22 protein-coding genes are annotated in these 21,753 nt (G+C 67.7%); 13 read left to right on the top strand and 9 right to left on the bottom strand.

Annotated features, from left to right (window positions below; translation table 11 throughout):
* Positions 1–3 precede the first annotated feature (3 nt).
* The 5 genes from BN977_RS10835 to BN977_RS10855 all read left to right on the top strand — a co-directional run bounded on the left by BN977_RS10835 (position 4) and on the right by BN977_RS10855 (position 5,863).
* Complete coding sequence (locus BN977_RS10835; RefSeq protein WP_036397561.1) at positions 4–1,101, top strand: acyl-CoA dehydrogenase family protein; 1,098 nt, start codon at positions 4–6, stop codon at positions 1,099–1,101.
* A gap of 1 nt (position 1,102) precedes the next feature.
* Positions 1,103–2,623: a long-chain-fatty-acid--CoA ligase FadD17 gene (gene fadD17, locus BN977_RS10840; protein ID WP_036397562.1), complete on the top strand. Its 1,521-nt coding sequence runs from the start codon at positions 1,103–1,105 to the stop codon at positions 2,621–2,623.
* A 309-nt stretch (positions 2,624–2,932) separates the two neighbouring features.
* Positions 2,933–3,652 (top strand): envelope biogenesis lipoprotein LpqN, encoded by a 720-nt coding sequence (locus BN977_RS10845; RefSeq protein WP_024453773.1) that lies wholly within the window; start codon positions 2,933–2,935, stop codon positions 3,650–3,652.
* Between the two features lie 151 nt (positions 3,653–3,803).
* Positions 3,804–5,357, top strand: coding sequence for a succinic semialdehyde dehydrogenase (locus tag BN977_RS10850; protein WP_036397564.1), 1,554 nt, complete (start codon positions 3,804–3,806; stop codon positions 5,355–5,357).
* Entirely contained in the window at positions 5,354–5,863 is a 510-nt protein-coding gene (locus BN977_RS10855; RefSeq protein WP_024453775.1) for a DinB family protein, read from the top strand. The genes BN977_RS10850 and BN977_RS10855 overlap by 4 nt, the downstream gene beginning before the upstream one ends.
* A gap of 3 nt (positions 5,864–5,866) precedes the next feature.
* Here the strand turns inward: BN977_RS10855 and BN977_RS10860 are convergent, their stop codons facing one another.
* Together BN977_RS10860 and BN977_RS10865 are read right to left on the bottom strand one after the other, a co-directional pair.
* Positions 5,867–6,988 carry an NAD(P)H-dependent flavin oxidoreductase gene (locus BN977_RS10860; RefSeq protein ID WP_024453776.1) on the bottom strand — a complete coding sequence of 374 codons (1,122 nt, stop codon included), beginning with the start codon at positions 6,986–6,988 and terminating at the stop codon, positions 5,867–5,869.
* On the bottom strand, positions 6,988–8,637 hold the full coding sequence (locus tag BN977_RS10865) for a medium/long-chain-fatty-acid--CoA/3-oxocholest-4-en-26-oate--CoA ligase (RefSeq protein WP_036397566.1): 1,650 nt from the start codon (positions 8,635–8,637) through the stop codon (positions 6,988–6,990). Before BN977_RS10865 ends, BN977_RS10860 begins: the two co-directional genes overlap by 1 nt.
* 69 nt (positions 8,638–8,706) lie before the next feature.
* On the opposite strand from BN977_RS10865, the gene BN977_RS10870 reads away from it, so the two are divergent.
* Positions 8,707–9,507: a crotonase/enoyl-CoA hydratase family protein gene (locus BN977_RS10870; protein WP_024453778.1), complete on the top strand. Its 801-nt coding sequence runs from the start codon at positions 8,707–8,709 to the stop codon at positions 9,505–9,507.
* Here the strand turns inward: BN977_RS10870 and BN977_RS10875 are convergent.
* Positions 9,494–10,099, bottom strand: coding sequence for an FMN-dependent NADH-azoreductase (locus BN977_RS10875; protein WP_036397568.1), 606 nt, complete (start codon positions 10,097–10,099; stop codon positions 9,494–9,496). The two genes, BN977_RS10870 and BN977_RS10875, sit on opposite strands and share 14 nt — an antisense overlap.
* A gap of 82 nt (positions 10,100–10,181) precedes the next feature.
* On the opposite strand from BN977_RS10875, the gene BN977_RS10880 reads away from it, so the two are divergent.
* On the top strand, positions 10,182–10,661 hold the full coding sequence (locus BN977_RS10880; RefSeq protein WP_024453780.1) for a MarR family winged helix-turn-helix transcriptional regulator: 480 nt from the start codon (positions 10,182–10,184) through the stop codon (positions 10,659–10,661).
* On the opposite strand, the gene BN977_RS10885 is transcribed toward BN977_RS10880, so the two are convergent.
* Both BN977_RS10885 and BN977_RS10890 read right to left on the bottom strand, forming a co-directional pair.
* Entirely contained in the window at positions 10,636–12,012 is a 1,377-nt protein-coding gene (locus tag BN977_RS10885) for an MFS transporter (RefSeq protein ID WP_051561265.1), read from the bottom strand. The two genes, BN977_RS10880 and BN977_RS10885, sit on opposite strands and share 26 nt — an antisense overlap.
* 95 nt (positions 12,013–12,107) lie before the next feature.
* Positions 12,108–12,566, bottom strand: coding sequence for a MarR family winged helix-turn-helix transcriptional regulator (locus BN977_RS10890; RefSeq protein ID WP_036397570.1), 459 nt, complete (start codon positions 12,564–12,566; stop codon positions 12,108–12,110).
* A 131-nt stretch (positions 12,567–12,697) separates the two neighbouring features.
* Here BN977_RS10890 and BN977_RS10895 point away from each other — a divergent pair, with 131 nt between their 5' ends.
* Complete coding sequence (locus tag BN977_RS10895) at positions 12,698–13,738, top strand: NAD-dependent epimerase/dehydratase family protein (RefSeq protein ID WP_051561504.1); 1,041 nt, start codon at positions 12,698–12,700, stop codon at positions 13,736–13,738.
* On the opposite strand, the gene BN977_RS10900 is transcribed toward BN977_RS10895, so the two are convergent.
* From BN977_RS10900 to BN977_RS10910, 3 genes are all read right to left on the bottom strand, one after another.
* Positions 13,710–14,918 (bottom strand): cytochrome P450, encoded by a 1,209-nt coding sequence (locus BN977_RS10900; RefSeq protein ID WP_036397572.1) that lies wholly within the window; start codon positions 14,916–14,918, stop codon positions 13,710–13,712. The two genes, BN977_RS10895 and BN977_RS10900, sit on opposite strands and share 29 nt — an antisense overlap.
* On the bottom strand, positions 14,915–15,595 hold the full coding sequence (locus BN977_RS10905) for an acetoacetate decarboxylase family protein (RefSeq protein WP_051561505.1): 681 nt from the start codon (positions 15,593–15,595) through the stop codon (positions 14,915–14,917). The genes BN977_RS10900 and BN977_RS10905 overlap by 4 nt, the downstream gene beginning before the upstream one ends.
* A 112-nt stretch (positions 15,596–15,707) precedes the next feature.
* Positions 15,708–16,739, bottom strand: coding sequence for an LLM class F420-dependent oxidoreductase (locus BN977_RS10910; RefSeq protein ID WP_036397575.1), 1,032 nt, complete (start codon positions 16,737–16,739; stop codon positions 15,708–15,710).
* Positions 16,740–16,798: 59 nt separating this feature from the next.
* Here BN977_RS10910 and BN977_RS10915 point away from each other — a divergent pair, with 59 nt between their 5' ends.
* The 5 genes from BN977_RS10915 to BN977_RS10935 are packed head-to-tail and all read left to right on the top strand — an operon-like array spanning position 16,799 to position 21,185.
* Complete coding sequence (locus tag BN977_RS10915) at positions 16,799–17,803, top strand: Zn-ribbon domain-containing OB-fold protein (RefSeq protein WP_081664314.1); 1,005 nt, start codon at positions 16,799–16,801, stop codon at positions 17,801–17,803.
* A 14-nt stretch (positions 17,804–17,817) separates the two neighbouring features.
* Entirely contained in the window at positions 17,818–18,873 is a 1,056-nt protein-coding gene (locus tag BN977_RS10920) for a thiolase family protein (protein WP_036397576.1), read from the top strand.
* Positions 18,874–18,908: 35 nt separating this feature from the next.
* Positions 18,909–20,090 (top strand): thiolase family protein, encoded by a 1,182-nt coding sequence (locus tag BN977_RS10925; RefSeq protein ID WP_036397577.1) that lies wholly within the window; start codon positions 18,909–18,911, stop codon positions 20,088–20,090.
* Between the two features lies 1 nt (position 20,091).
* Entirely contained in the window at positions 20,092–20,511 is a 420-nt protein-coding gene (locus BN977_RS10930; protein ID WP_024451485.1) for a nuclear transport factor 2 family protein, read from the top strand.
* A 59-nt stretch (positions 20,512–20,570) separates the two neighbouring features.
* On the top strand, positions 20,571–21,185 hold the full coding sequence (locus BN977_RS10935) for a hypothetical protein (protein ID WP_036397578.1): 615 nt from the start codon (positions 20,571–20,573) through the stop codon (positions 21,183–21,185).
* On the opposite strand, the gene BN977_RS10940 is transcribed toward BN977_RS10935, so the two are convergent.
* Positions 21,172–21,708, bottom strand: a complete 537-nt coding sequence (locus BN977_RS10940; RefSeq protein ID WP_036397580.1) for a gamma carbonic anhydrase family protein — start codon at positions 21,706–21,708, stop codon at positions 21,172–21,174. The two genes, BN977_RS10935 and BN977_RS10940, sit on opposite strands and share 14 nt — an antisense overlap.
* Between the last annotated feature and the right edge of the window lie 45 nt (positions 21,709–21,753).

Raw genomic sequence — 21,753 nt, forward strand, 5'->3', positions numbered from 1 at the left:
CACATGGACTTCACCCCTACTGAGGCCTCGACGGATCTGGGCGGCCTCGTCCGCACCATCACCGAGTCGGTGTGCACCCCCGAGCACCAGCGCACGCTGGACGGGCTGGAGCAGCGCTTCGACCGCGGTCTGTGGGGCAAGCTGACCGATGCCGACGTACTGTCCACCACCGCACCGGAATCCGTCGGCGGTGGCGGGTTCGGCGTGCTCGAGCAGACCGCCGTACTGACCGCGCTGGGCCGCCAACTGGCGGCGGTGCCGTACCTGGAATCCGCCGTGCTGGCCGCAGGTGCACTGGCCAAATTCGGCTCCGAAGCGCTGCAACAGGATTGGGCCGTACCCGCGGTCAACGGCGCCAAGATCGTCACGGTGGCGCTCGACGGGGAGATGGGCGAGGGCCCGGTGCAGGCTCAGGACGCCGACGGCGGTTTCCGCCTGACCGGCACCCGGACCCAGGTGTCCTACGGTCCGGTGGCCGACGCATTCCTGGTGCCGGCCGAGACTCCCTCCGGCGTTCAGGTTTTCCTCATCACGGCGGGTGATCCCGGCGTCGCGGTGAGCGCACTGGACACCACCGGCCACGGCAGCGTCGGGCACGTGGAGTTCGGCGGCACCACCGTCGACGCCGCCCGCGTCGTCGGGGGCCAGGAGGTACTCGACTGGCTCACGCTGCATACCGCCCTGGGCCGCACCGCCTTCCAGCTGGGCGTGCTGGAGCGGGCGCTGGAGCTCACGGCCCTCTACGCCCGCGAGCGTGAGCAGTTCGACCGGCCGATCGGCAGCTTCCAGGCGGTGTCCGCACGGTTGGCCGACAACTACATCGACGTGAAGGCGCTGCGCTCGACCCTCACCCAGGCCGCCTGGCGGCTCTCCGAGGATCTCCCCGCGGATATCGACGTGGCCAGCGCCGCGTTCTGGGCGGCCGATGCCGGGCACCGCGTCGCGCACACCACGGTGCACGTGCACGGCGGTGTGGGCATCGACATGGACCACCCGATCCACCGCTATTTCCTGGCCGCCAAGCAGACCGAGTTCGCGCTCGGCGGGGCCACCGGGCAGCTGCTGCGCATCGGGCGCGAGCTGGCCGACACCCCGGTCTGACGTGACGAACACCGGCCCGACCGTCGGCGCCCTGCTGGCGCCGTTGGCCGGCGTCACCGACCGCGGCGTGCACTACGGCGACGAGTTCACCAGCTGGCAAGACCACATCGCGGCGGGGGCGACGTTGGCGTCCGCCTTGCGGGCCCGGCTCGACCCGGACCGGCCCCCGCATGTCGGTGTCCTGCTGGGCAATACGCCGTTCTTCTCCACCGTGCTGGTCGCTGCGGGGATGTCCGGCCTGGTGCCGGTGGGCCTGAACCCGACCCGCCGCGGCGCGGCGCTGGTGCGCGATATCGAACGTGCGGACTGTCAGTTCGTGCTCGCCGACTCGGGCGCGGAGGTGCCGGCCGGTGTGCAGCACATCGACGTCGAATCCCCCCGGTGGGCGGCCGAACTGGCCGGCCATAACGGCGCCGCGGTGGCCTTCGCCGAACGCTCCCCCGACGACCTGTTCATGCTGATCTTCACCTCCGGCACCAGCGGCGAACCCAAGGCTGTCCGGGTCACCCACGACAAGGTGGCCTTCCCCGGCCGGATGCTGGCCGAACGGTTCGGCCTCGGGCCGGCCGACACCTGCTACCTGGCCATGCCGCTGTTCCACTCCAACGCCATCATGGCGGGCTGGGCCGTCGCCGTCGCCGCGGGTGCCTCGATCGCGTTGCGGCGCAAGTTCTCCGCCTCACAGTTCATCCCGGACGTGCGCCGTTACGGTGCCACCTACGCCAACTACGTCGGTAAACCGCTGTCCTACATCCTGGCCACGCCACCGCGGCCCGATGATGCGGACAACCCGCTGAAGTTCCTCTACGGCAACGAGGGCGCCGCGCGGGATCTGGTCCGCTTCGCCGACCGGTTCGGTGTGCGGGTGGTCGACGGGTTCGGTTCGACCGAAGGCGGTGTGGCGATCGCGCGCACCCCGGACACCCCGGACGGATCGCTGGGCCCGCTGACCGACGAGGTGGCCATCGTGGACGTGCAGACCGGGCTACCGTGCCCGCCCGGCGTGGTGGGCGAGATCGTCAACCCGACCGGACCCGGATGGTTCCGCGGCTACTACAACGCCCCCGAGGCCGAGGCCGAACGCATGGCCGGCGGGGTGTACCACACCGGTGACCTGGCCTACCGGGACGAGGCGGGTTTCGTCTATTTCGCCGGGCGCCTCGGTGACTGGATGCGGGTGGACGGCGAGAACCTCGGCACCGCGCCGATCGAGCGGATCCTGCTGCGGCATCCCGGTATCGCGGAGGCGGCGGTCTATCCCATCCCCGACCCGGCGGTGGGCGACCGCGTGATGGCCGCCGTGGTACCGGCGCCCGGCGCGTCGTTCGACACCGCCGAGTTCGTCGCCTTCCTCGGCGCGCAGCCCGACCTCGGCCCCAAGCAGTGGCCGTCGTTCGTCCGGGTCAGCACCACGCTGCCCCGCACCGAGACGTTCAAGGTGCTCAAGCGTGAACTGTCGGCCGAGGCGACCGACTGCGCGGATCCGGTGCACGCCATCGAACGTCCGACCGTGCGCCGTTAGAGCGCTGCCATCGACCCGACCGGCGAAATGGCGGGCGCGGCGATATTCCTGGCATCGAATTCGTCGGTTTATATGACGGGCCCGACCATTAATGGCGACGGCGGAACGCCCACCGGGACCGGGCTGATCAGGGCAAATCATCGTATGAGAATTTGCCCTTCGGGGACACGTTTTACCGCCCGCGAATTGGAGTAGTTCTACTCAGCACGGTGAACGCGCGGCTGGGCTACGCTTCCGATCGGAATGCACAACGGTGACCTTTGCCGTAATTGCATTGGAAAGAACTTTGACCCGCAAGGAGCTTATGTCATGAGAGCATCTGCGCTCACCGGCCTGGCGGCCGCGGCCACCGCCCTCGCCGTCGTCCTGTCGGGCTGCGGCTCGGATACCAAGACCGCGACCAGCAGCAGCGAGAAGACCACCGCGTCGTCCTCGGAGAAGACCTCGACCAGCAAGTCGGCCACCAGTAAACCGAAAGTGGCCCCGCGCGACGAGGATGCGGCCGGTCCGCACGAGACGATCGCGAGCTACATCAAGGAGAACGACATCCAGGAGGCGCAGGTCAGGCGCGGCGATCCGGGATCGCCGACGATCGATCTGCCGGTGCCGGAGGGCTGGGACACCGCCGGCGCCGACACCCCGGAGTGGGCCTACGGCGCCATCGTCTACACCGGCCCGGAGGCCGCCGAGTACACCCCGAGCATCGTCGCGATCGTGTCGAAGCTGACCGGCAACGTCGACCCGCAGAAGATCCTCGACCTGGCACCGGGCGAGCTGCAGAACCTGTCCGGCTACGAACCGCTGAACGAGGGGGCCACGAGCACGCTGGGCGAGTACCCGGCCTTCCAGCTGGGCGGCACCTGGGTTCAGGACGGCCAGAAGAAGATCGTCGCGCAGAAGACCGTGGTGATCCCGGGCAGCGACGGCCTGTATGTGTTGCAGCTCAACGCCGACGGCCTCGAGGACCAGATGGATATCGTGAGCGCGGCGACCGATGTCATCGACTCCGGAACGACCATCACGCCCTGACGTGACCGCCGAAGATGCCTCCACGGGTGCGCCCGTGGAGGCATCTTCGTGTCTTCGGCGAATAAATCCGACGAGCGCTCTTTGCGTGACCGCCGGTACCGAGTAGGTTAGCCGTAACCGCTAGTTACTCACCAGTAAGGGAGGGTCGGCCATGCCCGCTCCATCAGCCGCCGACTTCGCACGACTGCGCAAGCTGGTCGCCATCGCCGACATCGACGCGCGCCCGTCCAAGCCGATCGAGGAGGTGTTCACCGGCCGCGAACTGACCACCATCCCGGTCGGCACCGCCGACGACGTGACCGCCGCATTCGCCAAAGCCCGCGCCGCACAGCGAGAATGGGCCGCCCGGCCGGTCACCGAGCGGTCCGCGATCATCGAACGGTTCCGCGATCTGGTGATCACCAACCGCGACTTCCTGATGGACGTCGCGCAGGCCGAGACCGGTAAGGCCCGCTCGGCCGCGCAGGAGGAGATCGTCGACATGATCCTCAACGCGCGGTACTACGCGCGGGAGGCGGTCAAGCTGCTGGGCACCAAGCGGGTGCAGGGCCTGCTGCCGGGGATCGTCAAGACCGTGGTCAACCACCATCCCAAGGGCGTGATCGGGGTGATCTCGCCGTGGAACTACCCGATGGCGCTGTCCATCTCGGATTCCATCCCCGCCCTGCTGGCCGGCAACGCCGTCGTGGTGAAACCCGACAGCCAGACCCCGTACTGCACGCTGGCCAATGCCGAGTTGCTGTACCAGGCGGGCCTGCCGCGTGAGCTGTTCGCGGTGGTGCCCGGCCCCGGCTCGGTGGTCGGCACCGCGATCGTGCAGAACTGCGACTACCTGATGTTCACCGGATCGACGTCCACCGGCCGGAGCCTGGCCGAGCAGTGCGGCAGCCGGCTGATCGGCTTCTCCGCCGAATTGGGCGGCAAGAACCCGATGATCGTGACCGCGGGCGCCAACCTGGACGTGGCGGCCAAGGCCGCCACCCGGGCCTGCTTCTCCAACGCCGGCCAGCTGTGCATCTCGATCGAGCGGATCTACGTCGAGCGGGCGGTCGCCGACGAGTTCGCCGCCAAGTTCGCCAAGCAGGTCAAGGCGATGAAGTTGGCCGCGACCTACGACTTCAACGCCGATATGGGCAGCCTGATCTCCGAGGATCAGATCAAGACGGTATCCGGGCACGTCGACGACGCAAAGGCCAAGGGCGCCAAGGTGATCGCCGGCGGCAACGCCCGCCCCGATATCGGCCCGCTGTTCTACGAGCCGACGGTGCTCACCGACGTCACCGACGAGATGGAATGCGGCCGCAACGAGACGTTCGGCCCGCTGGTGTCGATCTACCCCGTCGATTCGGTCGACGAGGCGATCGCCAAGGCCAACGACACCGAATACGGTCTCAACGCCAGCGTGTGGGCCGGCACCAAAGCCGAGGGCGAGGCGATCGCGGCCCGGCTGCAGGCCGGCACCGTCAACGTCGACGAGGGTTACGCGCTGGCCTTCGGCAGCACGGCCGCGCCGATGGGCGGCATGAAGGCCTCCGGTGTCGGACGCCGGCACGGTGCCGACGGTATCCTCAAGTACACGGAATCCCAGACGGTGTCCACCGCGCGGGTGCTCAATCTCGATCCGCCGCTGGGCATTCCGTCGGCCTGGTGGCAGAAGGCGCTGACCCCGATGATCCAAGCGGTGCAGAAGCTCCCCGGCCGGTGAGCGATACCGAACGGACCAGACCTCCGCTGGACGCGGACGAACGCACCAACCTCGAGGGGTGGCTCGACTTCTATCGCGGCACCCTGGCCGAGAAATGCTCCGGCCTGACCGACGATCAGTTACGCACGGCCAGTGCCGGACCGTCGACCCTGACGTTGATGGGGTTGGTGCAGCACGAGGCCGAGGTGGAGCGCAACTGGTTCCGTCGGGTACTGCTGGGCGAGGATGTGCCGCCGATCTACGGCGAACGCTCCCCCGACGGACATTCCGGTGGCTTCGACGTCGCGCCCGACACCTCGTTCGCGGCGGTGTTGCGCACCTGGCAGGACGAGATCGCCATCGCCAAGGCCAACTGTGCCGGCCGCGCGCTCGACGACACCAGCCCCTTCATGGGTGCGGCGGTGACGCTGCGCTGGATTTACACCCACCTGATCGCCGAGTACGCCCGTCATTGCGGGCATGCCGACCTGATCAGGGAGCGGATCGACGGGGCCAGGGGCGTCTGAGCGCTACCCGCCGGCGATGCCGTCGAGGCGCTTGGTGGCCTGCTCGAACCCGGCCACCAGCTCGGCGATGATGTCGGCGACTGGACGGATCTCGTTCATCCGGCCCACGATCTGACCGACGGGCATGGACACCGTGTCCGGATTGTCCGACTCGTTCATCCGCTGGTGCGCCTCGCTGACGAGGATGTTCTGCAGCGGCATGGGCAGCGGCTCCGGCGCGTCCGGGGCGTCCCAGGCCTCGGTCCACTTGGTCTTCAGCAGCCGGGCCGGCTTGCCGGTGTAGATCTTGCGGCGCACGGTGTCGGCGGTGGTGGCGCGCAGCAGCGCCTCCTGGATGGTGGACGTGCCGCCGGGCTCCCGGTGCCCGAGGTCGTACTCGGCGGAGGTCAGGAAGGCCGAGCCCATCCACACGCCGGAGGCGCCCAGCGCCAGCGCGGCGGCCACCTGCCTGCCGGTGCCGATCCCGCCGGCGGCCAGCACCGGTGCCTTCCCGTCCAGCGCGTCGACGATTTCCGGCCACAGGACAACCGAACCGATCTCGCCGGTGTGTCCGCCCGCCTCATGCCCCTGCGCGACGACGATGTCCACGCCGTTCTCCACGTGGCGCAGCGCGTGTTTGGCGCTACCGGCCAGCGCGGCCACCGGGACGCCGGCGGCGTGTGCCTGCTCGATGACATCCACCGGTGGGGAGCCCAGCGCGTTGGCGATCAGCTTGATCGGGTGCTTGAGGGCCACGTCCACGTGGCTGCGGGCCACCGAGTGCAACCAGCCCAGCACACCCTCGTTGCGCTCCTCGTCCTCGGGGAGCGGCGGAACACCAAGATCGGCAAGGGTTTTCGCGACGAAGTCGCGGTGACTCTGCGGGATCAGCTTGTTGATGTCGACGGCGCTGCCCTCGGTGGGGATCTTGGCGGGCATCACCACGTCCACCCCGTACGGCTTGCCGTCGGTGTTGGCGTCCATCCACTGCAGGACTTCTTCGAGGTCGTCGGCGTCGTTGAACCGCACGCAGCCCAGCACGCCGAGGCCGCCGGCCTTGCTGACCGCGGCGGCCACCTTCTCCGACGGGGTGAAGACGAAGATCGGGTATTCGATCCCGAACCTGTCGCAGAGTTCTGTGTGCATTACTTGGCTCCTACATGCTTGGCGTGCACCTCGTCGGCCGGGCGCTCTTCGGTGACGTCCTTGGCCCAGCGGTAGTCGGGCTTGCCGGCCGGTGACCGCTTCACCTCGTCGACCAGCCAAAGGCTGCGCGGCACTTTGTATCCCGCGATCTCGGTGCGTACGAACGCGTCGAGATCGGCCAGCGTCGGCCGGGTGCCCTCGCGGGGCTGAACGACGGCGGCCACGTGGTTGCCGAAGCGCTCGTCGGGCACGCCCACCACCAGCGCGTCGAACACGTCGGGATGGCCCTTGAGCGCGGCCTCCACCTCTTCGGGGTAGATCTTCTCGCCGCCACTGTTGATCGACACCGAGCCGCGGCCCAGCATGGTCACGCTGCCGTCGGCCTCGACCGTGGCGTAGTCGCCGGGGATCGCGTAGCGGACACCGTTGATGGTCTTGAAGGTTTCAGCTGTCTTGACCGGATCCTTGAAGTAGCCCACCGGGATGTGGCCGCGCTTGGCGATGATGCCGCGCACGCCGGATCCGGGCACCACCTCGTTGCCGTCCTCGTCGAGCACCACCGTGTTCTTGTCGATGGTCACCCGCGGGCCGCCGGTGTGCGACTGCCCCTTGGCCACCACGCTGGTGCCGCCGAAGCCGGTCTCCGAGGAACCGATCGAATCGGTGATGACCCTGTTGGGCAGCAGCTCGAGGAATTTCTCCTTGAGACTGGTGGAGAACAGGGCGGCGGTGCTGGCCAGCAGGAACAGGCTGGACAGGTCGAACTGGTTGCCGTTGTCCTGATGCGCCAGAAGTGAATCCAGCAACGGCCGGGCCATCGCGTCACCGGTGAAGAACAGCAGGTTGACCTTGTGGTCGTGGATGGCCTGCCAGACCTCGTCGGCGTTGAACTCCGGGACCAACAGCACGGTGCCGCCGGAGAACAGCGCCATCCAGGTGGCCGACTGGGTGGCGCCGTGGATCATCGGCGGGATCGGGTAGCGCACCATCGGCCCGTTGGCCGCGGCCTGCCGGGACAGGTCGTACTCGTCGGCCAGCGGTTCACCGGTGGCGAAGTCGGTGCCGCCCAGCAGCACCCGGTAGATGTCCTCGTGCCGCCACATGACGCCCTTGGGGAATCCGGTGGTGCCGCCGGTGTACAGCAGGTAGATGTCGTCCTCGCTGCGCGGCCCGAAGTCGCGCTCGGCGGAGTGCGGCGCGATGGCGGAGTAGAACTCCACGCCGCCGTACCGCTGGTAATCGTCGTCGCTTCCGTCCTCGACCACCAGGACCGTCTTGACGTTCGGCGTCTCCGGCAGCACATTGGCCACCCGGTCGGCGTAGCGGCGCTCGTGCACCAGCGCCACCATGTCCGAATTGTCGAACAGGTACTTCAGTTCGCCCTCGACATAGCGGAAGTTGACGTTGACCAGGATGGCACCGGCCTTGACGATGCCCAGCATCGCGATGACGATCTCGATGCGATTGCGGCAGTACAGGCCGACCTTGTCGTCCTTCTGGATGCCTTGGGCCTGGAGGTAGTGGGCGAACCGGTTCGCCTTCTCCTCCAACTCGGCGTAGGTGAGCTTTTCGTCGCCGCTGATGAGGGCGACACGGTCTGGCACAGCGTCGATGGCGTGCTCGGCGAGATCGGCGATATTCAGGGCCACGGAACCTAAACTAGAACGTGTTACATTTCGAGACAAGTCTGGGTCGAGATTGCAGAGAGGCTGACACCCGTGAGTGAGACCGAGAAGGGCCCCGACGCCCTCATTGAGCAGCGCGGACACACTCTGATCGTGACGCTCAACCGCCCGGAGGCGCGTAACGCCCTTTCCGGCGAGATGCTCTCGATCATGGTCGAGGCCTGGGACCGCGTCGACGACGATCCGGAGATTCGCACCTGCATCCTGACCGGCGCCGGCGGCTACTTCTGCGCCGGCATGGACCTCAAGGGCGCCACCAAGAAGCCGCCGGGCGACTCGTTCAAGGACGGCAGCTACGACCCGTCCCGCATCGACGGCCTACTCAAGGGCCGCCGGCTGACCAAACCGCTGATCGCCGCCGTCGAGGGCCCGGCCATCGCGGGCGGTACCGAGATCCTGCAGGGCACCGATATCCGGGTGGCCGGCGAGAGCGCCAAATTCGGCATCTCCGAGGCCAAGTGGAGCCTGTACCCGATGGGCGGCTCGGCGGTGCGCCTGGTGCGCCAGATCCCGTACACGATCGCCTGCGACATGCTGCTGACCGGACGGCACATCACCGCGCAGCAGGCGCTGGATTACGGATTGATCGGCTATGTGGTGCCCGACGGCACCGCGCTGGACAAGGCCCTGGAGATCGCCGAGGTGATCAACAACAACGGGCCGTTGGCGGTGCAGGCCATCCTCAAGACCATCCGCGAGACCGAGGGCATGCACGAACTGGACGCGTTCAAGCCCGATACCGCCAACGGCATCCCGGTGTTCCTGTCCGAGGACGCCAAGGAAGGGCCGCTGGCGTTCAAGGAGAAGCGGGCGCCCCAGTTCAAGATGAGGTAGGGCTCAACCCCGCCGACGCCCAGAGCGCATCAATCTGCGCCTCCCCCTCGGCAAGACTCTGCGCGGCAAGGGGTTTCAGCTCGGCCATGGCCGGGTTGACGTCGGCCATGGTCAACTCGACGACGACGAAACGGGGCTGCAGGCCCGTCAGCGACACCCCGTGCGTCAGCCAGGTCTGGGCGTGGTCCCACCCTTCGCGCGGCGTTCCGGGGCCATACCCGCCACCACGCGTCTCGATCGCCAGGAAATCGGTGCCGCCCAGCAGCCCGGCTCCGGTGTCGGCGTCGAAGGACAGGCCGGCCGCCACGATGTGATCCACCCATGCCTTCACGGTGCTCGGCGGCCCGAAGTTGTAGAGCGGCAGCCCGAGCACGATCGTGTCGGCGGCGGTGATCTCACCGATCAACGTCGCGCTCAAGGACGCCGATGTCGCCGGATCCAGGTGCGGTAGCGGATCGGCAACCAGATCCCGATAGGTGACGGTGCCGCCGGGGTGCGCGGCCAACCAGCGTTCCGCGGCGCGTGCGGTGAGGCGACGGCTCACCGACCGATCGCCCTGCACCGATGAATCGATGTGCAACAGATTCGACATGATCGACTCCCGATAGATAGTTAGTGGTTCACTAACTATCTATACACCATTCCAGGCTTTCGAATTCCCGTAGACTCACGCCGTGAGCACGCCGCCGCGCCAGGAGTTGCTGCTCGGCCCCCTGTTGGACCTGGTCCTACGACGGCTGCGCGGTACCGCGGAGGCCGAGATCGCCAAGGTCGGCCTCCGAACCAGGCACATCATCGCGCTCACGCTGCTCCGCGATTTCGGCGAGCAGGGCCAGGCGGGGCTCGCCGACTCCCTCGGTATCGATCCGACCAATGTGGTGATCCTGCTCAACGAACTGGAGTCGGCCGGGTTGGCCGAACGCCGGCGCTCCCCCGAGGACCGCCGCCGGCACACCGTGGTCGTCACCGAAACCGGCGCGGCCCGGCTCGCCGAGGCGGAGAAGGCCCTGGCGACCATGGAGCATCACATGTTCGGCGCACTGACCCACGACGAGCTGAGCACCTTGCACGGCCTACTGCAGCGGGCGGCAGAGGTGACGGCAGGCAAACCCGAGACGCCGCCGGCCGTCAGCTGTACCGGCGAAGACCACTGACACCGTCTTCGGCGGCTGCCAGGAACGCCTCACCCTGTTCGCGGTCCAGGTAGGTGCTGGCCTTGTTCTTCAGGAAGAACACGTAGACCAGCAGCGACACCGCGATACACACCGTCACGTAACCGATGAAGAGTGGCACCTGGTCGCGGGCCTTGAGCGCCTGGTAGATCAGCGGCGCGGTGCCACCGAAGGCCGAATTGGCCAGCGCGTAGCCGACTCCGACGCCGAGGGCCCGGACCCGAGCCGGGAATAGTTCGGATTTCACCAGCGCGTTGATCGAGGTGTAGCCGGTGAGGATCACGTAGCCGACGGCCACCAGCAGGAAGGACAGCATCGGTGAATGTGTCTGTGGCAGATAGGTGTACAACACGTAGGTGTAGACGACACCACCGATGCCGAAGAAAAGCAGCAGCGGCTTGCGCCCCACCTTGTCACTGAGCAGCCCGCCGACCGGCTGCAGCAGCATCAGGAAGATCAGGCCGACGAGGTTGATCCAAGTGGCCGTCATCGCCTCGTTCTTGTAGGTGGCCTTGACGATGGCCGGCGCGTTGACGCTGTAGGCGTAGAAGGCGACGGTGCCGCCCAGGGTGATCAGGAAGCACAACAGCAGCGGCTTCCAGTAGTCGGTGAGCAGGACCCGGAGGGATCCCGCGGTGTTGTCCTTGCCTTCCCTGATCGCCGCCAGCTGTTCGGCCGACAGCGATTCGTCCATCGTGCGACGCAGCCAGAACACCACGATGGCGGCCGCGCCGCCGATGGCAAACCCGATGCGCCAACCGAACTCGTGCACCTGCTCGGTGCTCAGCGTGGTGAGGATGATCAGCAGGGTGAACTGGGCCAGCACGTGACCGCCGACCAGCGTGACGTATTGGAACGACGAGAAGAAGCCGCGCCGCTCGCGGGTGGCCGCTTCGGACATGTAGGTGGCCGAGGTGCCGTACTCCCCGCCGGTCGCGAAACCCTGCACCAGCCGGCAGAGGATCAGGATGATCGGTGCGGCGACCCCGATGCTCTCCCGGCCGGGCACCAGGGCGATCACCAGCGAGCACAACGCCATCAGCGACACGCTGATGGTCAACGCGGCGCGCCGGCCGCGACGATCGGCGAACCGGCCGAAGAACCAGGAGCCCAGCGGCCTGGTCAGGAAGGTGACGGCGAAGATCGCGTAGACGTAGACGGTCGAATTCTGGTCGGCCTCGTCGAAGAACTGCTTCTCGAAGTACGTCGCGAAGACGGTGTAGACGTAGACGTCGTACCACTCGACGAGGTTGCCCGACGATCCCCTGACGGTGTTCCAGATGGCCCGGCGGGTGTCTGCCCGCGTCTCCGCCCGATCCTTTGATGTCGTCATGGATCCCATCTTCAGCTGCCCCGACGGGTCGGGGTGAAGGTCTGCCCGAAACTCTGCCGATTTCTTGCGGGGTTCTTACCCGGCACGCGTGCGGACTAGTCGGATGACGCCGCCCGGCCGCCGCCCAGGATCGCCATGATGTCGACGAGGTCGGCCCAGCGGGAGCGCGGGAGGACGGCGAACAATTCCTCCGCGGCCGCCCGGTAGGCCTGTTGCCACAGTTCGGCTTGCCGCACACCCTTGGGTGTGGCGACCATCTTGGTCACCCGCCGATCCGACGAGTCCTCGGACCGGGCCACCAGGCCATCCCGCACCAGCGCATCGAGCAGCGTGGAGGCGGTGCCCTGTGCGATGCCGACGGCGTTGCCGACGTCGGTGACACGCACCGGCCCCGACCGGACCACCTCCGCCAGCACGCGGGACCGCGGGAACGAAACACCCACCTCGGCGAGGCGTTCATCGAATTCCCTGGCCAGGATCTTGGCCACCCGGCCGAAGGTGTCCGCGAGCTCGACGGCCGTGGGTTGTTCGCCGTCTGATCGATTCGCCCCCACGCCGCACCTCCGTGACTGTCTTGACAGCAAAGTACATCGATGCCAATCTATTGATATCGATGTATCTATGTCGATGTATCTGCTCGGATGTATCTGTGGCGATGCATCGCGATCCGAACGAGGAGTCTTCCATGCGGATTTTCCTGACGGGCGGCAGTGGCTTCGTCGGCCGACATCTGATCGGCCGACTACGTGCCGATGGCCATACCGTGCTGGCGCTGGCCCGCTCGGCCGCCAGCGCCGCAACCGTGACCGATGCCGGAGCCGAAGCGGTGCCCGGTGACCTGACCGAGCTCTCCGACGCAGGTCGCACCCCGCACCCGGCGTGGCTGGACCGGTTGCGCACGGTCGACGCCGTGGTGCATGCCGCCGCCCGCATGGATTTCTGGGGCCCGGACGCGGGTTTCCGCGCCGACAACCACGAGCCGACCGTCGCCCTGCACGCCGCTGCCGCGCGAGCGGGTGTGTCGCGATTCGTGCTCATCAGCGCGGCGGGTGTCTCGCTCGGCAGCCAGCGCGCCGCCGTCGTCGACGAGACCACCGACGACGGCACGCCCAACATCGCCTATTGCCGCGTCAAGCTGGAGACCGAGCGAGCGCTGCGCGGCACCCCCACGCCGGGGATGAGTCTGGTCATCCTTCGCCCGCCGTTCATCTGGGGACCGGGCATCGGCACCATCGCCGACGCCGTCGACAGGGCGGCCAGAGGGCAATGGGTGTGGTTGGACAACGGCCGCCACATCATGGACCACGTCCACGTCGACAATCTCGCCGAGGCCGTCGCCCTGTCGCTCACCCGCGGCCGCGACGGCGCGATCTACTACGTGACCGACGGGCATCCGATGCCGATTCGGGACTTCTTCACCGCGCTGATGGCCACCCAGGGCGTCGACGTCTCCGGCGGCCGCAGCATTCCCGTGGCCGTCGCCGCGCCCATCGCGGCCGCGCTGGACGCCGGCGCCCGACTGCTGCGCAGGCCGACCGCCCCTGCGCTGAACAACTGGCTGATCACCATCATGGGTCGCGACCGCAGCTACGACATCAGCGCCGCCCGCGCCGACCTCGGCTACCGGCCGCGGGTCGGCTTCGATGCGGGCATGCAGGAGATGGCCCGATCGGCAGCGGCCGGGCCGGCCGCCGAACCTAGCCCAGCACCCTCGGCACCGGAGTGAACACCACCGGCATCGCCTCGGGCCCACTGACGAAGTTGGCCGGCCGCAACGGCACCTCGGCGCCGTCGGCCAGCCGCAGGTCGGGCAGGCGGCGCAGCACCCGCTCGGTCATCAACCGCAGTTCCAGCCGGGCCAGCTGATTACCCAGGCAGAAGTGCGTTCCGAAGCCGAATGCCAAGTGGCTGTTCGGGTTTCGGTCGATGCGGAACTCGTCGGGGTTCTCGAACACGGATTCGTCGAAGTTGGCCGACTCGAACATCAGCATGATCTTCTCCCCGGCCCGCAGCCGCGTGCCGTGGAACTCGGTGTCGGCCGTGACGGTGCGGCACATGTTCTTCACCGGCGAAGTCCAGCGCAGCATCTCCTCGATGGCGCCGGGCAGCAGTTCGGGATCGGCCACCAGCGACTCCCACTGGTCGCGGTGCCGCAACAGCGCTTCGGTGCCGCCGGACAGGGTGTGCCGGGTGGTCTCGTCGCCGCCGATGAGGATGAGCAGGGTTTCCATGACGATCTCGTCATCGCTCATCCGCTGCCCGTCCACCTCGGAGTGCACCAGCACGGAGAACAGGTCCTCGGTGGGTTCGGCCCGCCGCTTGGCGATGACGTCCATGGTGAAGGCGGTATAGGCGGCGAACGTGTCCATCAGCTTCTGCACGGTCAATTCGTCGACGTGCGAGGACAATCCGCACACCAGGTCATCCGACCACTGCAGCAGCATGTCGCGTTCTTCGGGCAGCACGCCGAGCATGTCACCGATCACCGCCATCGGCAGCGGGGCGGCGATGTCCCGGACGAAGTCCGCCTCACCCCGTTCGCAGACCCCGTCGATCAGGGTGTCGCAGAGCCGCTCGATGGACGGCAGTTTGTCCATCACCCGCTTGCGGGTGAATCCGGCGTTGACCAGCTTGCGCCGCACCAGGTGTGCGGGGTCGTCCATGTCGATCATGTACGGCATGCCGGGCTGGTCGGGCCGGATCCCGCCCGCGCTGGAGAACAGTTCGGGATTGCGCTCGGCGTCCAGCACCGCCTGATAGCTGGCGGCCGCGGCTTGACCGTTGCGGTCCCGGAACACCGGTTGATTCGCCCGCATCCACCGGTAGGCCTCGCGGGCCGCCGGGCCGTCGGCGTAGAAACGGCCGTCGGCGAGGTCGACGTCGGGCTTGGCGAGCACTGTTGTCACGAGATCTCCTCGGCGTCACCGAAAGTCATGTCGACGTTCGCCGCCGAACCGGAGAACAGCGCGCGCTTGGGGAAGCCGAGATCGGCGAGTTCGCGGGCATACGGGTGATCGCCGAGGCGCACCGTGACACCACCCGGCCGATACCGCGCCCCGGTCATCCGCATCTCCCCGGCGGTCTGCCGGGTGACGCCGTCGAGATGGGAGTACGTGGGATGCACCCGGGCGCCCGAGGTGAACGTCGCCGGCACCGGCAGGCCCGGCCGGAAATCCATGCCGACGGCGTGCCGGCCGTCGATGCTGACGTCGAAAGAGAAGCGTCGCCCGCCGCGGAAGGTAAAGTCAGCCAACACCTTCGGGTAGCCCCAGATGGACCGGCCGGCCTCCAGCGTGAACGACTGATCGACGGGCAGGTGGTGGATGAAGGCACCGGCCGACTGCAGCGCCCGCAGGCCCGTCGCGCGGGAACCCGGTGGATTGACCATCACGTTGGTGCCGTACTCGTGGTACTGGCCCAGGTCGGTGTCGAGGTAGTGCATCAGCATCAGCACGACGACGGCCTTGTTCGGCCGGTACCGGCAGACCTGCAGACCGCTGTAGTCGATCATGCGTTGGGCCGCGTCGGCGTCCACCGAGAACATCGCCATGTGTTGCCGGGCGGTACGCACCCGCACCGGCATGGTCAGCACGGCACCCTGGACTGTGTGCTGCGACGAGCGCTCGCGCGAGGAATCAGTGGTCCCGGTCACACACCAAATCTAGAACGCGTTCTAGACAACTTGCAAGATGTGTCTACACCAGGGCAGCGAGATCCCGGATCTGTTCGACGGACCGCGCGCCCACGACCATCATGGTGACGCCGGCGGCCTCCCAGGCCTTGATCTGTTGCTTGACGTAGTCGAGGTCGCCCACGATCGCCGAGTCGTCCACGAGTTCGTCGGGGATGATCTTGGCCGCTTCCTCTTTGCGGTCGCTGCGGAACAGTTTGGTGACGTCGTCGACGACCTCCGCGTAACCCATCCGCCGGTAGACGTCGGCGTGGAAGTTGGTGTCCTCGGCACCCATCCCGCCCATGTACAGCGCCAGGTGCGGCTTCATCAATTCCATGATGGCGGGCCGGTCGTCGGTGACCACCACCTGCGCGGTCGCGCAGATCTCGAAGGTTTCCCGGGTGTGCCGCGCCCCCGGACGGGCGAAGCCCTCGTCCAGCCACTCGTTGTACATCCCCGCGATGCGCGGCGAGTAGAAGATCGGCAGCCAGCCGTCGCAGATCTCGGCGGCCAGCGCCACGTTCTTCGGGCCTTCGGCGCCCAGCATCACCGGGATGTCCGCGCGCAGCGGGTGGGTGATCGGCTTGAGGTTCTTACCCAGCCCCGAGGTGCCCTCGCCCGTCACGGGCAGCGGGTAGTGCGGTCCGTCGCTGTGCACCGGGGCCTCGCGGGCCCAGACCTGGCGCAGGATGTCGATGTACTCCCGGGTGCGGGCCAGCGGCTTGGGGAACTTCGCGCCGTACCAGCCCTCGACGACCTGCGGCCCGGAAACTCCGAGGCCGACGATATGTCTGCCACCGGACAGGTGATCCAGGGTCAGGGCGGCCATCGCCAGCGCGGTGGGCGTGCGCGCCGACAGCTGCAGCACCGAGGTACCCAGCCGCATCCGGGTGGTCTCGCGGCCCCACCAGGCCAGCGGGGTGTAGGCATCCGACCCCCAGGCCTCGGCGGTGAAGACGGTGTCGAAGTCGGCTTCTTCGGCTGCCGCGACGAGTTCGGCGTGGTTGGTCGGCGGCTGCGCACCCCAGTAACCAAGCTGCAAACCCAGTTTCATTTAGCCCACCTTCCGACCCATGGTTGAAACCATTCTTAGAACCTGTTCTACTCGATGCCGTGACCACAGGCCAAAGCAGCCCGGTGCAGATCGACAAGCATGAGCGGCCCCTGTCAGCTCCGCTGAGGCTCTCATTCGACTACACCCGTTCAGTCGGACCACTCCTGTCCCAGTTCTTCACCGCGTTACGGGAACGACGCATCGTCGGTGTGCGCGGATCGGACGGCCGGGTACACGTCCCGCCCGCTGAGTATGACCCCGTCACCTATCAGGCATTGACCGAGGTGGTACCGGTCGGCAGCGTCGGGACGGTGCAGTCCTGGACCTGGCAGTCCACTCCGCTGGAGGGTCAGCCCCTGAGAAAACCGTTCGCGTGGGCACTGATCCTGCTCGACGGCGCCGACACCCCGCTGCTGCACGCGGTCGCGGTGGACTCCGCCGACGAGATCAGCACCGGCGCCCGGGTGCATGCGCACTGGGTCGACGAACCGGTCGGCGCCATCACCGATATCGCCTACTTCCTGCCCGGGGAAGAGCCCGAACCCGAGGGCGCGCCCGACGATCGCGAGCCCGTCACCGTGCAGGTGGCCCCCAGTTTCATCGAGATCCAGCACACCGCGTCGCTGCCCGAGACGACCTTCCTCAAGGCGCTGGAAGAGGGCAAGCTGCTCGGCGGCCGGACCCGCAGCGGTCGGGACGGCAAGCCCGGCAAGGTGTACTTCCCGCCGAAGGAAGCCGATCCGGCGACGGGTCTCGAACTCGACGAGTTTATCGAACTGCCCGACAAGGGCACCGTGACCACCTTCGCGATCATCAACATCCCGTTCACCGGGCAGCGCATCAAGCCGCCGTACGTCGCGGCCTACGTGCTGCTCGACGGCGCCGACATCCCGTTCCTGCATCTGGTCACCGAGATCGACCCGGCCGAGGTGCGGATGGGCATGCGCGTGCAGGCGGTGTGGAAGCCGCGCGAGGAATGGGGGCTGGGTATCGACAACATCGACTACTTCAAGCCGACCGGCGAACCCGACGCCGATTACGACTCCTACAAGCACCACCTGTAAAGGCCGGCACGCACATGACCGATATCGCAGTGGTGGGCTTCGCGCACGCGCCCCACGTCCGCCGCACCGACGGCACCACCAACGGCGTCGAAATGCTGATGCCGTGTTTCCACCAGCTCTACGACCAACTCGGCATCAAGCAGACCGATATCGGCTTCTGGTGCTCGGGATCGTCGGATTACCTTGCCGGCCGGGCCTTCTCGTTCATCTCGGCGATCGACTCGATCGGTGCCATCCCCCCGATCAACGAGAGCCACGTCGAGATGGACGCCGCCTGGGCGCTGTACGAGGCCTACATCAAACTGCTCACCGGCCAGGTCGAGACCGCGCTGGTGTACGGCTTCGGCAAGTCCTCGGCGGGCACGTTGCGCCGGGTGCTGGCCTTGCAGACCGATCCGTACACCGTCGCGCCGCTGTGGCCGGACTCGGTGTCGATCGCGGGCCTGCAGGCGCGGGCCGGACTGGACGCCGGCAAGTGGACGGCCGAGCAGATGGCCCAGGTGGCGCTGGATTCCTACGCCGCGGGCGGGCGCACCGACCGGGAAGAGGTCACCGGCAGCATTGACGACCTGCTGTCGCGGCCCTACTTCGCCGATCCGCTGCGCCGCCACGACATCGCCCCGATCACCGACGGGGCATCGGCCATCGTGCTGGCGGCCGGGGACAAAGCCCGCGAGCTGCGCGAAAACCCTGCCTGGATCACCGGTTTCGAGCACCGTATCGAGACGCCGATCCTGGGCGCCCGCGACCTGACGGTATCCCCGTCGACGGCGGCCTCGGCGCAGGCGGCCACGGGAGGCGATACCGGCTCGATCGACGTGGCCGAGATCTACGCACCCTTCACCCACCAGCATCTGATCCTCAAGGAAGCGATCGGGTTGACCGACAAGACCAAGATCAACCCGTCGGGCGGCGCCCTGTCCGCCAATCCGATGTTCTCGGCGGGCCTGGAGCGCATCGGTTACGCCGCACAGCACATCTTCGACGGTTCAGCACAGCGGGTGCTGGCCCACGCCACGAGTGGGCCTGCGCTGCAACAGAATCTCGTCGCCGTTCTGGAAGGGAAATAGCCGATGAGCCGCTTGCGCGAAGAGGAGAAGATCTAGTGGCGGGCAAGCTCGCAGCGGTGCTGGGCACCGGGCAGACGAAGTACGTCGCCAAACGCCACGACGTGTCGATGAACGGGCTGGTGCGCGAGGCCATCGACCGGGCACTGGCGGACGCCGACTCCACGTTCGACGATATCGACGCGGTGGTGGTCGGCAAGGCGCCCGACTTCTTCGAGGGCGTCATGATGCCCGAACTGTTCATGGCCGACGCTGTCGGCGCCACCAACAAGCCCCTGATCCGGGTGCACACCGCTGGCTCGGTCGGTGGGTCGACCGCGATCGTCGCGGCCAGCCTGGTGCAGTCCGGCAAGTACAAGCGCGTGCTGACCATGGCGTGGGAGAAGCAGTCGGAGTCGAATGCCATGTGGGCGTTGAGCATTCCGGTGCCGTTCACCAAGCCGGTGGGCGCCGGCGCGGGCGGGTACTTCGCCCCGCACATCCGCGCCTACATCCGCCGTTCCGGCGCCCCCAACCACATCGGCGCCATCGTGGCCGTCAAGGACCGCCTCAACGGGGCCAAGAACCCCCTGGCGCACCTGCACCAGCCCGACATCACCGTCGAGAAGGTGATGTCCTCGCCGATGCTGTGGGATCCGATCCGCTACGACGAGACGTGCCCGTCCTCCGACGGTGCGGCGGCCATGGTGATCGGCAACGAGGAGGCCGCCGAGGCGCATCTCGCCAAGGGTCACCCCGTCGCGTGGGTGCACGCCACGGCGTTGCGCACCGAGCCCCTGGCCTACGCCGGCCGCGACCAGGTGAACCCACAGGCCAGCCGGGACGCGGCCGCGGCACTGTGGCGCGACGCCGGCATCACCTCCCCCATCGACGAGATCGACGCCGCCGAGGTGTACGTCCCGTTCTCCTGGTACGAGCCGATGTGGCTGGAAAGCCTCGGCTTCGCCCCCGAGGGTGAGGGCTGGAAGCTCACCGAGGCGGGCGAGACGGCGATCGGCGGGCGGATCCCGTTCAACGCCTCCGGCGGCGTGCTGTCCTCGAATCCGATCGGCGCCTCGGGCATGATCCGGTTCGCCGAATCGGCCATCCAGGTGATGGGCAAGGCCGGTGCTCACCAGGTGCCCGGCGCCCGCAAGGCGCTCGGCCATGCCTACGGCGGCGGTGCGCAGTACTACTCCATGTGGGTGGTGGGCGCCGACAAGCCGACGCCGAAGGGCTGACATGGCGATCACCGATCCCGAACATCCCGCGCACCTGGCGGGCAAGCGTTCCCGCGCCGCCGTGGCCGCGCGGGACAAGGAGGCGTGGCTGGCGGTATTCGCCGACGACGCGGTGGTGCAGGATCCGATCGGGCCGTCGTTCTTCGACCCCGAGGGCGCCGGGCACCGCGGCAAGGAGGCGATCGCGGCGTTCTGGGACAAGGCGATCGCCCCCACCGACAACCTGGAGTTCCACTTCGTCGACACCTTCCAGTGCGGTGACGAGGAGGCCAATATCGGCAGCATCGTCACCACGATGGGTGGGCATCGGATCACCACCGAGGGCGTGTTCACCTACCGGGTGAACGCCCAGGGCGAGATGGTGGCCTTGCGGGCGTACTGGGAAGTGGACCGGGCGGCGAGCACGGCGACACCCACCTAGGCTCTGTACGGTTGACCGTAGTTCCGAAGTCAACCTTTCCCACGAGTCGACAGAGCACATTGTTTCGCTTCGCAGTCCCAACCGTCCTCACCGCGGTCCTGATCAGCGGCTGCGCCGGCACCAACGGCAGCACCCCCGCGGCGACCAGCCTGCCCGGTTTCCCCGCCCAGCCCACCTCGACCAGCACGACGGCCCCGCCGTCGGCCAAGGCGGCACCGGACTACCAGAAGCTCCTGGTCACCGCCGACGACCTCAGCGACACCGAGGACACCTTCCACCAACAGTCGGTGCAGTCCCAACCCGACGGGGTGCCCGGCGCCAGCGCCTTCTTCGTCAACGACGAGGACACCCGGGCGATCAGCAGTGTGGTGCTGATCTACCCGGACGCCGCGACCGCCGCGGCCACCCTGAAGCAGGCCCAGGCCACGCTGCCGTCGCTGGTCGCCGGCGGCACGCCGCAGCCCATCGCGGTCGGCAGTGGCGGCATCGTCGTCAGGGGCGCCAAACCCGAGGAGGACAAGTCCGTCACGCTGATGTTCTTCACGGTGGACCGGGCGCTGGTCCGGCTGGAGTTCCAGAGCGCGATCGGCGATCCCACCACCGACCAGTTCGTCACCAATGTCGGCAAGATGCAGGCGATCGCCCTGCGCACCGGGCTGGCTACTGCCCTGTGAGTACCTCGGTGAGGCCTTCGCGGTAGCGGCGCGCCAGGTCCTGATAGGCCTCGCCGTTGGTCTGGACCCAAATCTGCGCGCTGGTGCCGGCGATCGGTCCCTTGATCTTGGCAGGCACACCGGCGACCAGGACCTCGTCGGGAACCTTCGTCCCGCCCACCACGAGCGCGTGTGCGGCGACCAGGGTGCGGGCCCCGATCACCGCGCCGTCGAGCACTGTGGCGTGGTTGGCGATCACCGCATCGCTGCCGATATGCGCGCCGTGGATGACACAACCGTGCGCGATGGTCGCCCCCGGGCCGACGTCGACGGGGATCCCGGGTGGAGCGTGCAACACCGACCCGTCCTGCACGTTGGCCCCTTCTCGGATGATGATTGGCGCGTAGTCGGCCCGCAGCACGGCGTTGAACCAGACCGATGCTCCGGCGGCGATGTGCACGTCACCGACCAGGGTCGCGGTCGGCGCGACGAAGGCCCCCGGGTCCACCACGGGGGCCCGACCCTCGAATTCGTAAAGAGGCATGGTTCACATATACCGCAGGTGGGCATACACGCGTTGCGCGATGGA

Origin of the sequence: Mycolicibacterium cosmeticum, assembly GCF_000613185.1 — a bacterium.
GTDB classification, from domain to species: domain Bacteria; phylum Actinomycetota; class Actinomycetes; order Mycobacteriales; family Mycobacteriaceae; genus Mycobacterium; species Mycobacterium cosmeticum.

What these genes read in the sequence shown, in the direction of transcription:
- BN977_RS10835 (WP_036397561.1), top strand. Translation starts at nt 4, where the DNA reads ATGGACTTCACCCCTACTGAGGCCTCGACGGATCTGGGCGGCCTCGTC.
- BN977_RS10845 (WP_024453773.1), top strand. Translation starts at nt 2,933, where the DNA reads ATGAGAGCATCTGCGCTCACCGGCCTGGCGGCCGCGGCCACCGCCCTC.
- BN977_RS10850 (WP_036397564.1), top strand. Translation starts at nt 3,804, where the DNA reads ATGCCCGCTCCATCAGCCGCCGACTTCGCACGACTGCGCAAGCTGGTC.
- BN977_RS10860 (WP_024453776.1), bottom strand. Translation starts at nt 6,988, where the DNA reads ATGCACACAGAACTCTGCGACAGGTTCGGGATCGAATACCCGATCTTC.
- BN977_RS10875 (WP_036397568.1), bottom strand. Translation starts at nt 10,099, where the DNA reads ATGTCGAATCTGTTGCACATCGATTCATCGGTGCAGGGCGATCGGTCG.
- BN977_RS10885 (WP_051561265.1), bottom strand. Translation starts at nt 12,012, where the DNA reads ATGACGACATCAAAGGATCGGGCGGAGACGCGGGCAGACACCCGCCGG.
- BN977_RS10895 (WP_051561504.1), top strand. Translation starts at nt 12,698, where the DNA reads ATGCGGATTTTCCTGACGGGCGGCAGTGGCTTCGTCGGCCGACATCTG.
- BN977_RS10905 (WP_051561505.1), bottom strand. Translation starts at nt 15,595, where the DNA reads ATGCCGGTGCGGGTGCGTACCGCCCGGCAACACATGGCGATGTTCTCG.
- BN977_RS10910 (WP_036397575.1), bottom strand. Translation starts at nt 16,739, where the DNA reads ATGAAACTGGGTTTGCAGCTTGGTTACTGGGGTGCGCAGCCGCCGACC.
- BN977_RS10920 (WP_036397576.1), top strand. Translation starts at nt 17,818, where the DNA reads ATGACCGATATCGCAGTGGTGGGCTTCGCGCACGCGCCCCACGTCCGC.
- BN977_RS10930 (WP_024451485.1), top strand. Translation starts at nt 20,092, where the DNA reads ATGGCGATCACCGATCCCGAACATCCCGCGCACCTGGCGGGCAAGCGT.
- BN977_RS10940 (WP_036397580.1), bottom strand. Translation starts at nt 21,708, where the DNA reads ATGCCTCTTTACGAATTCGAGGGTCGGGCCCCCGTGGTGGACCCGGGG.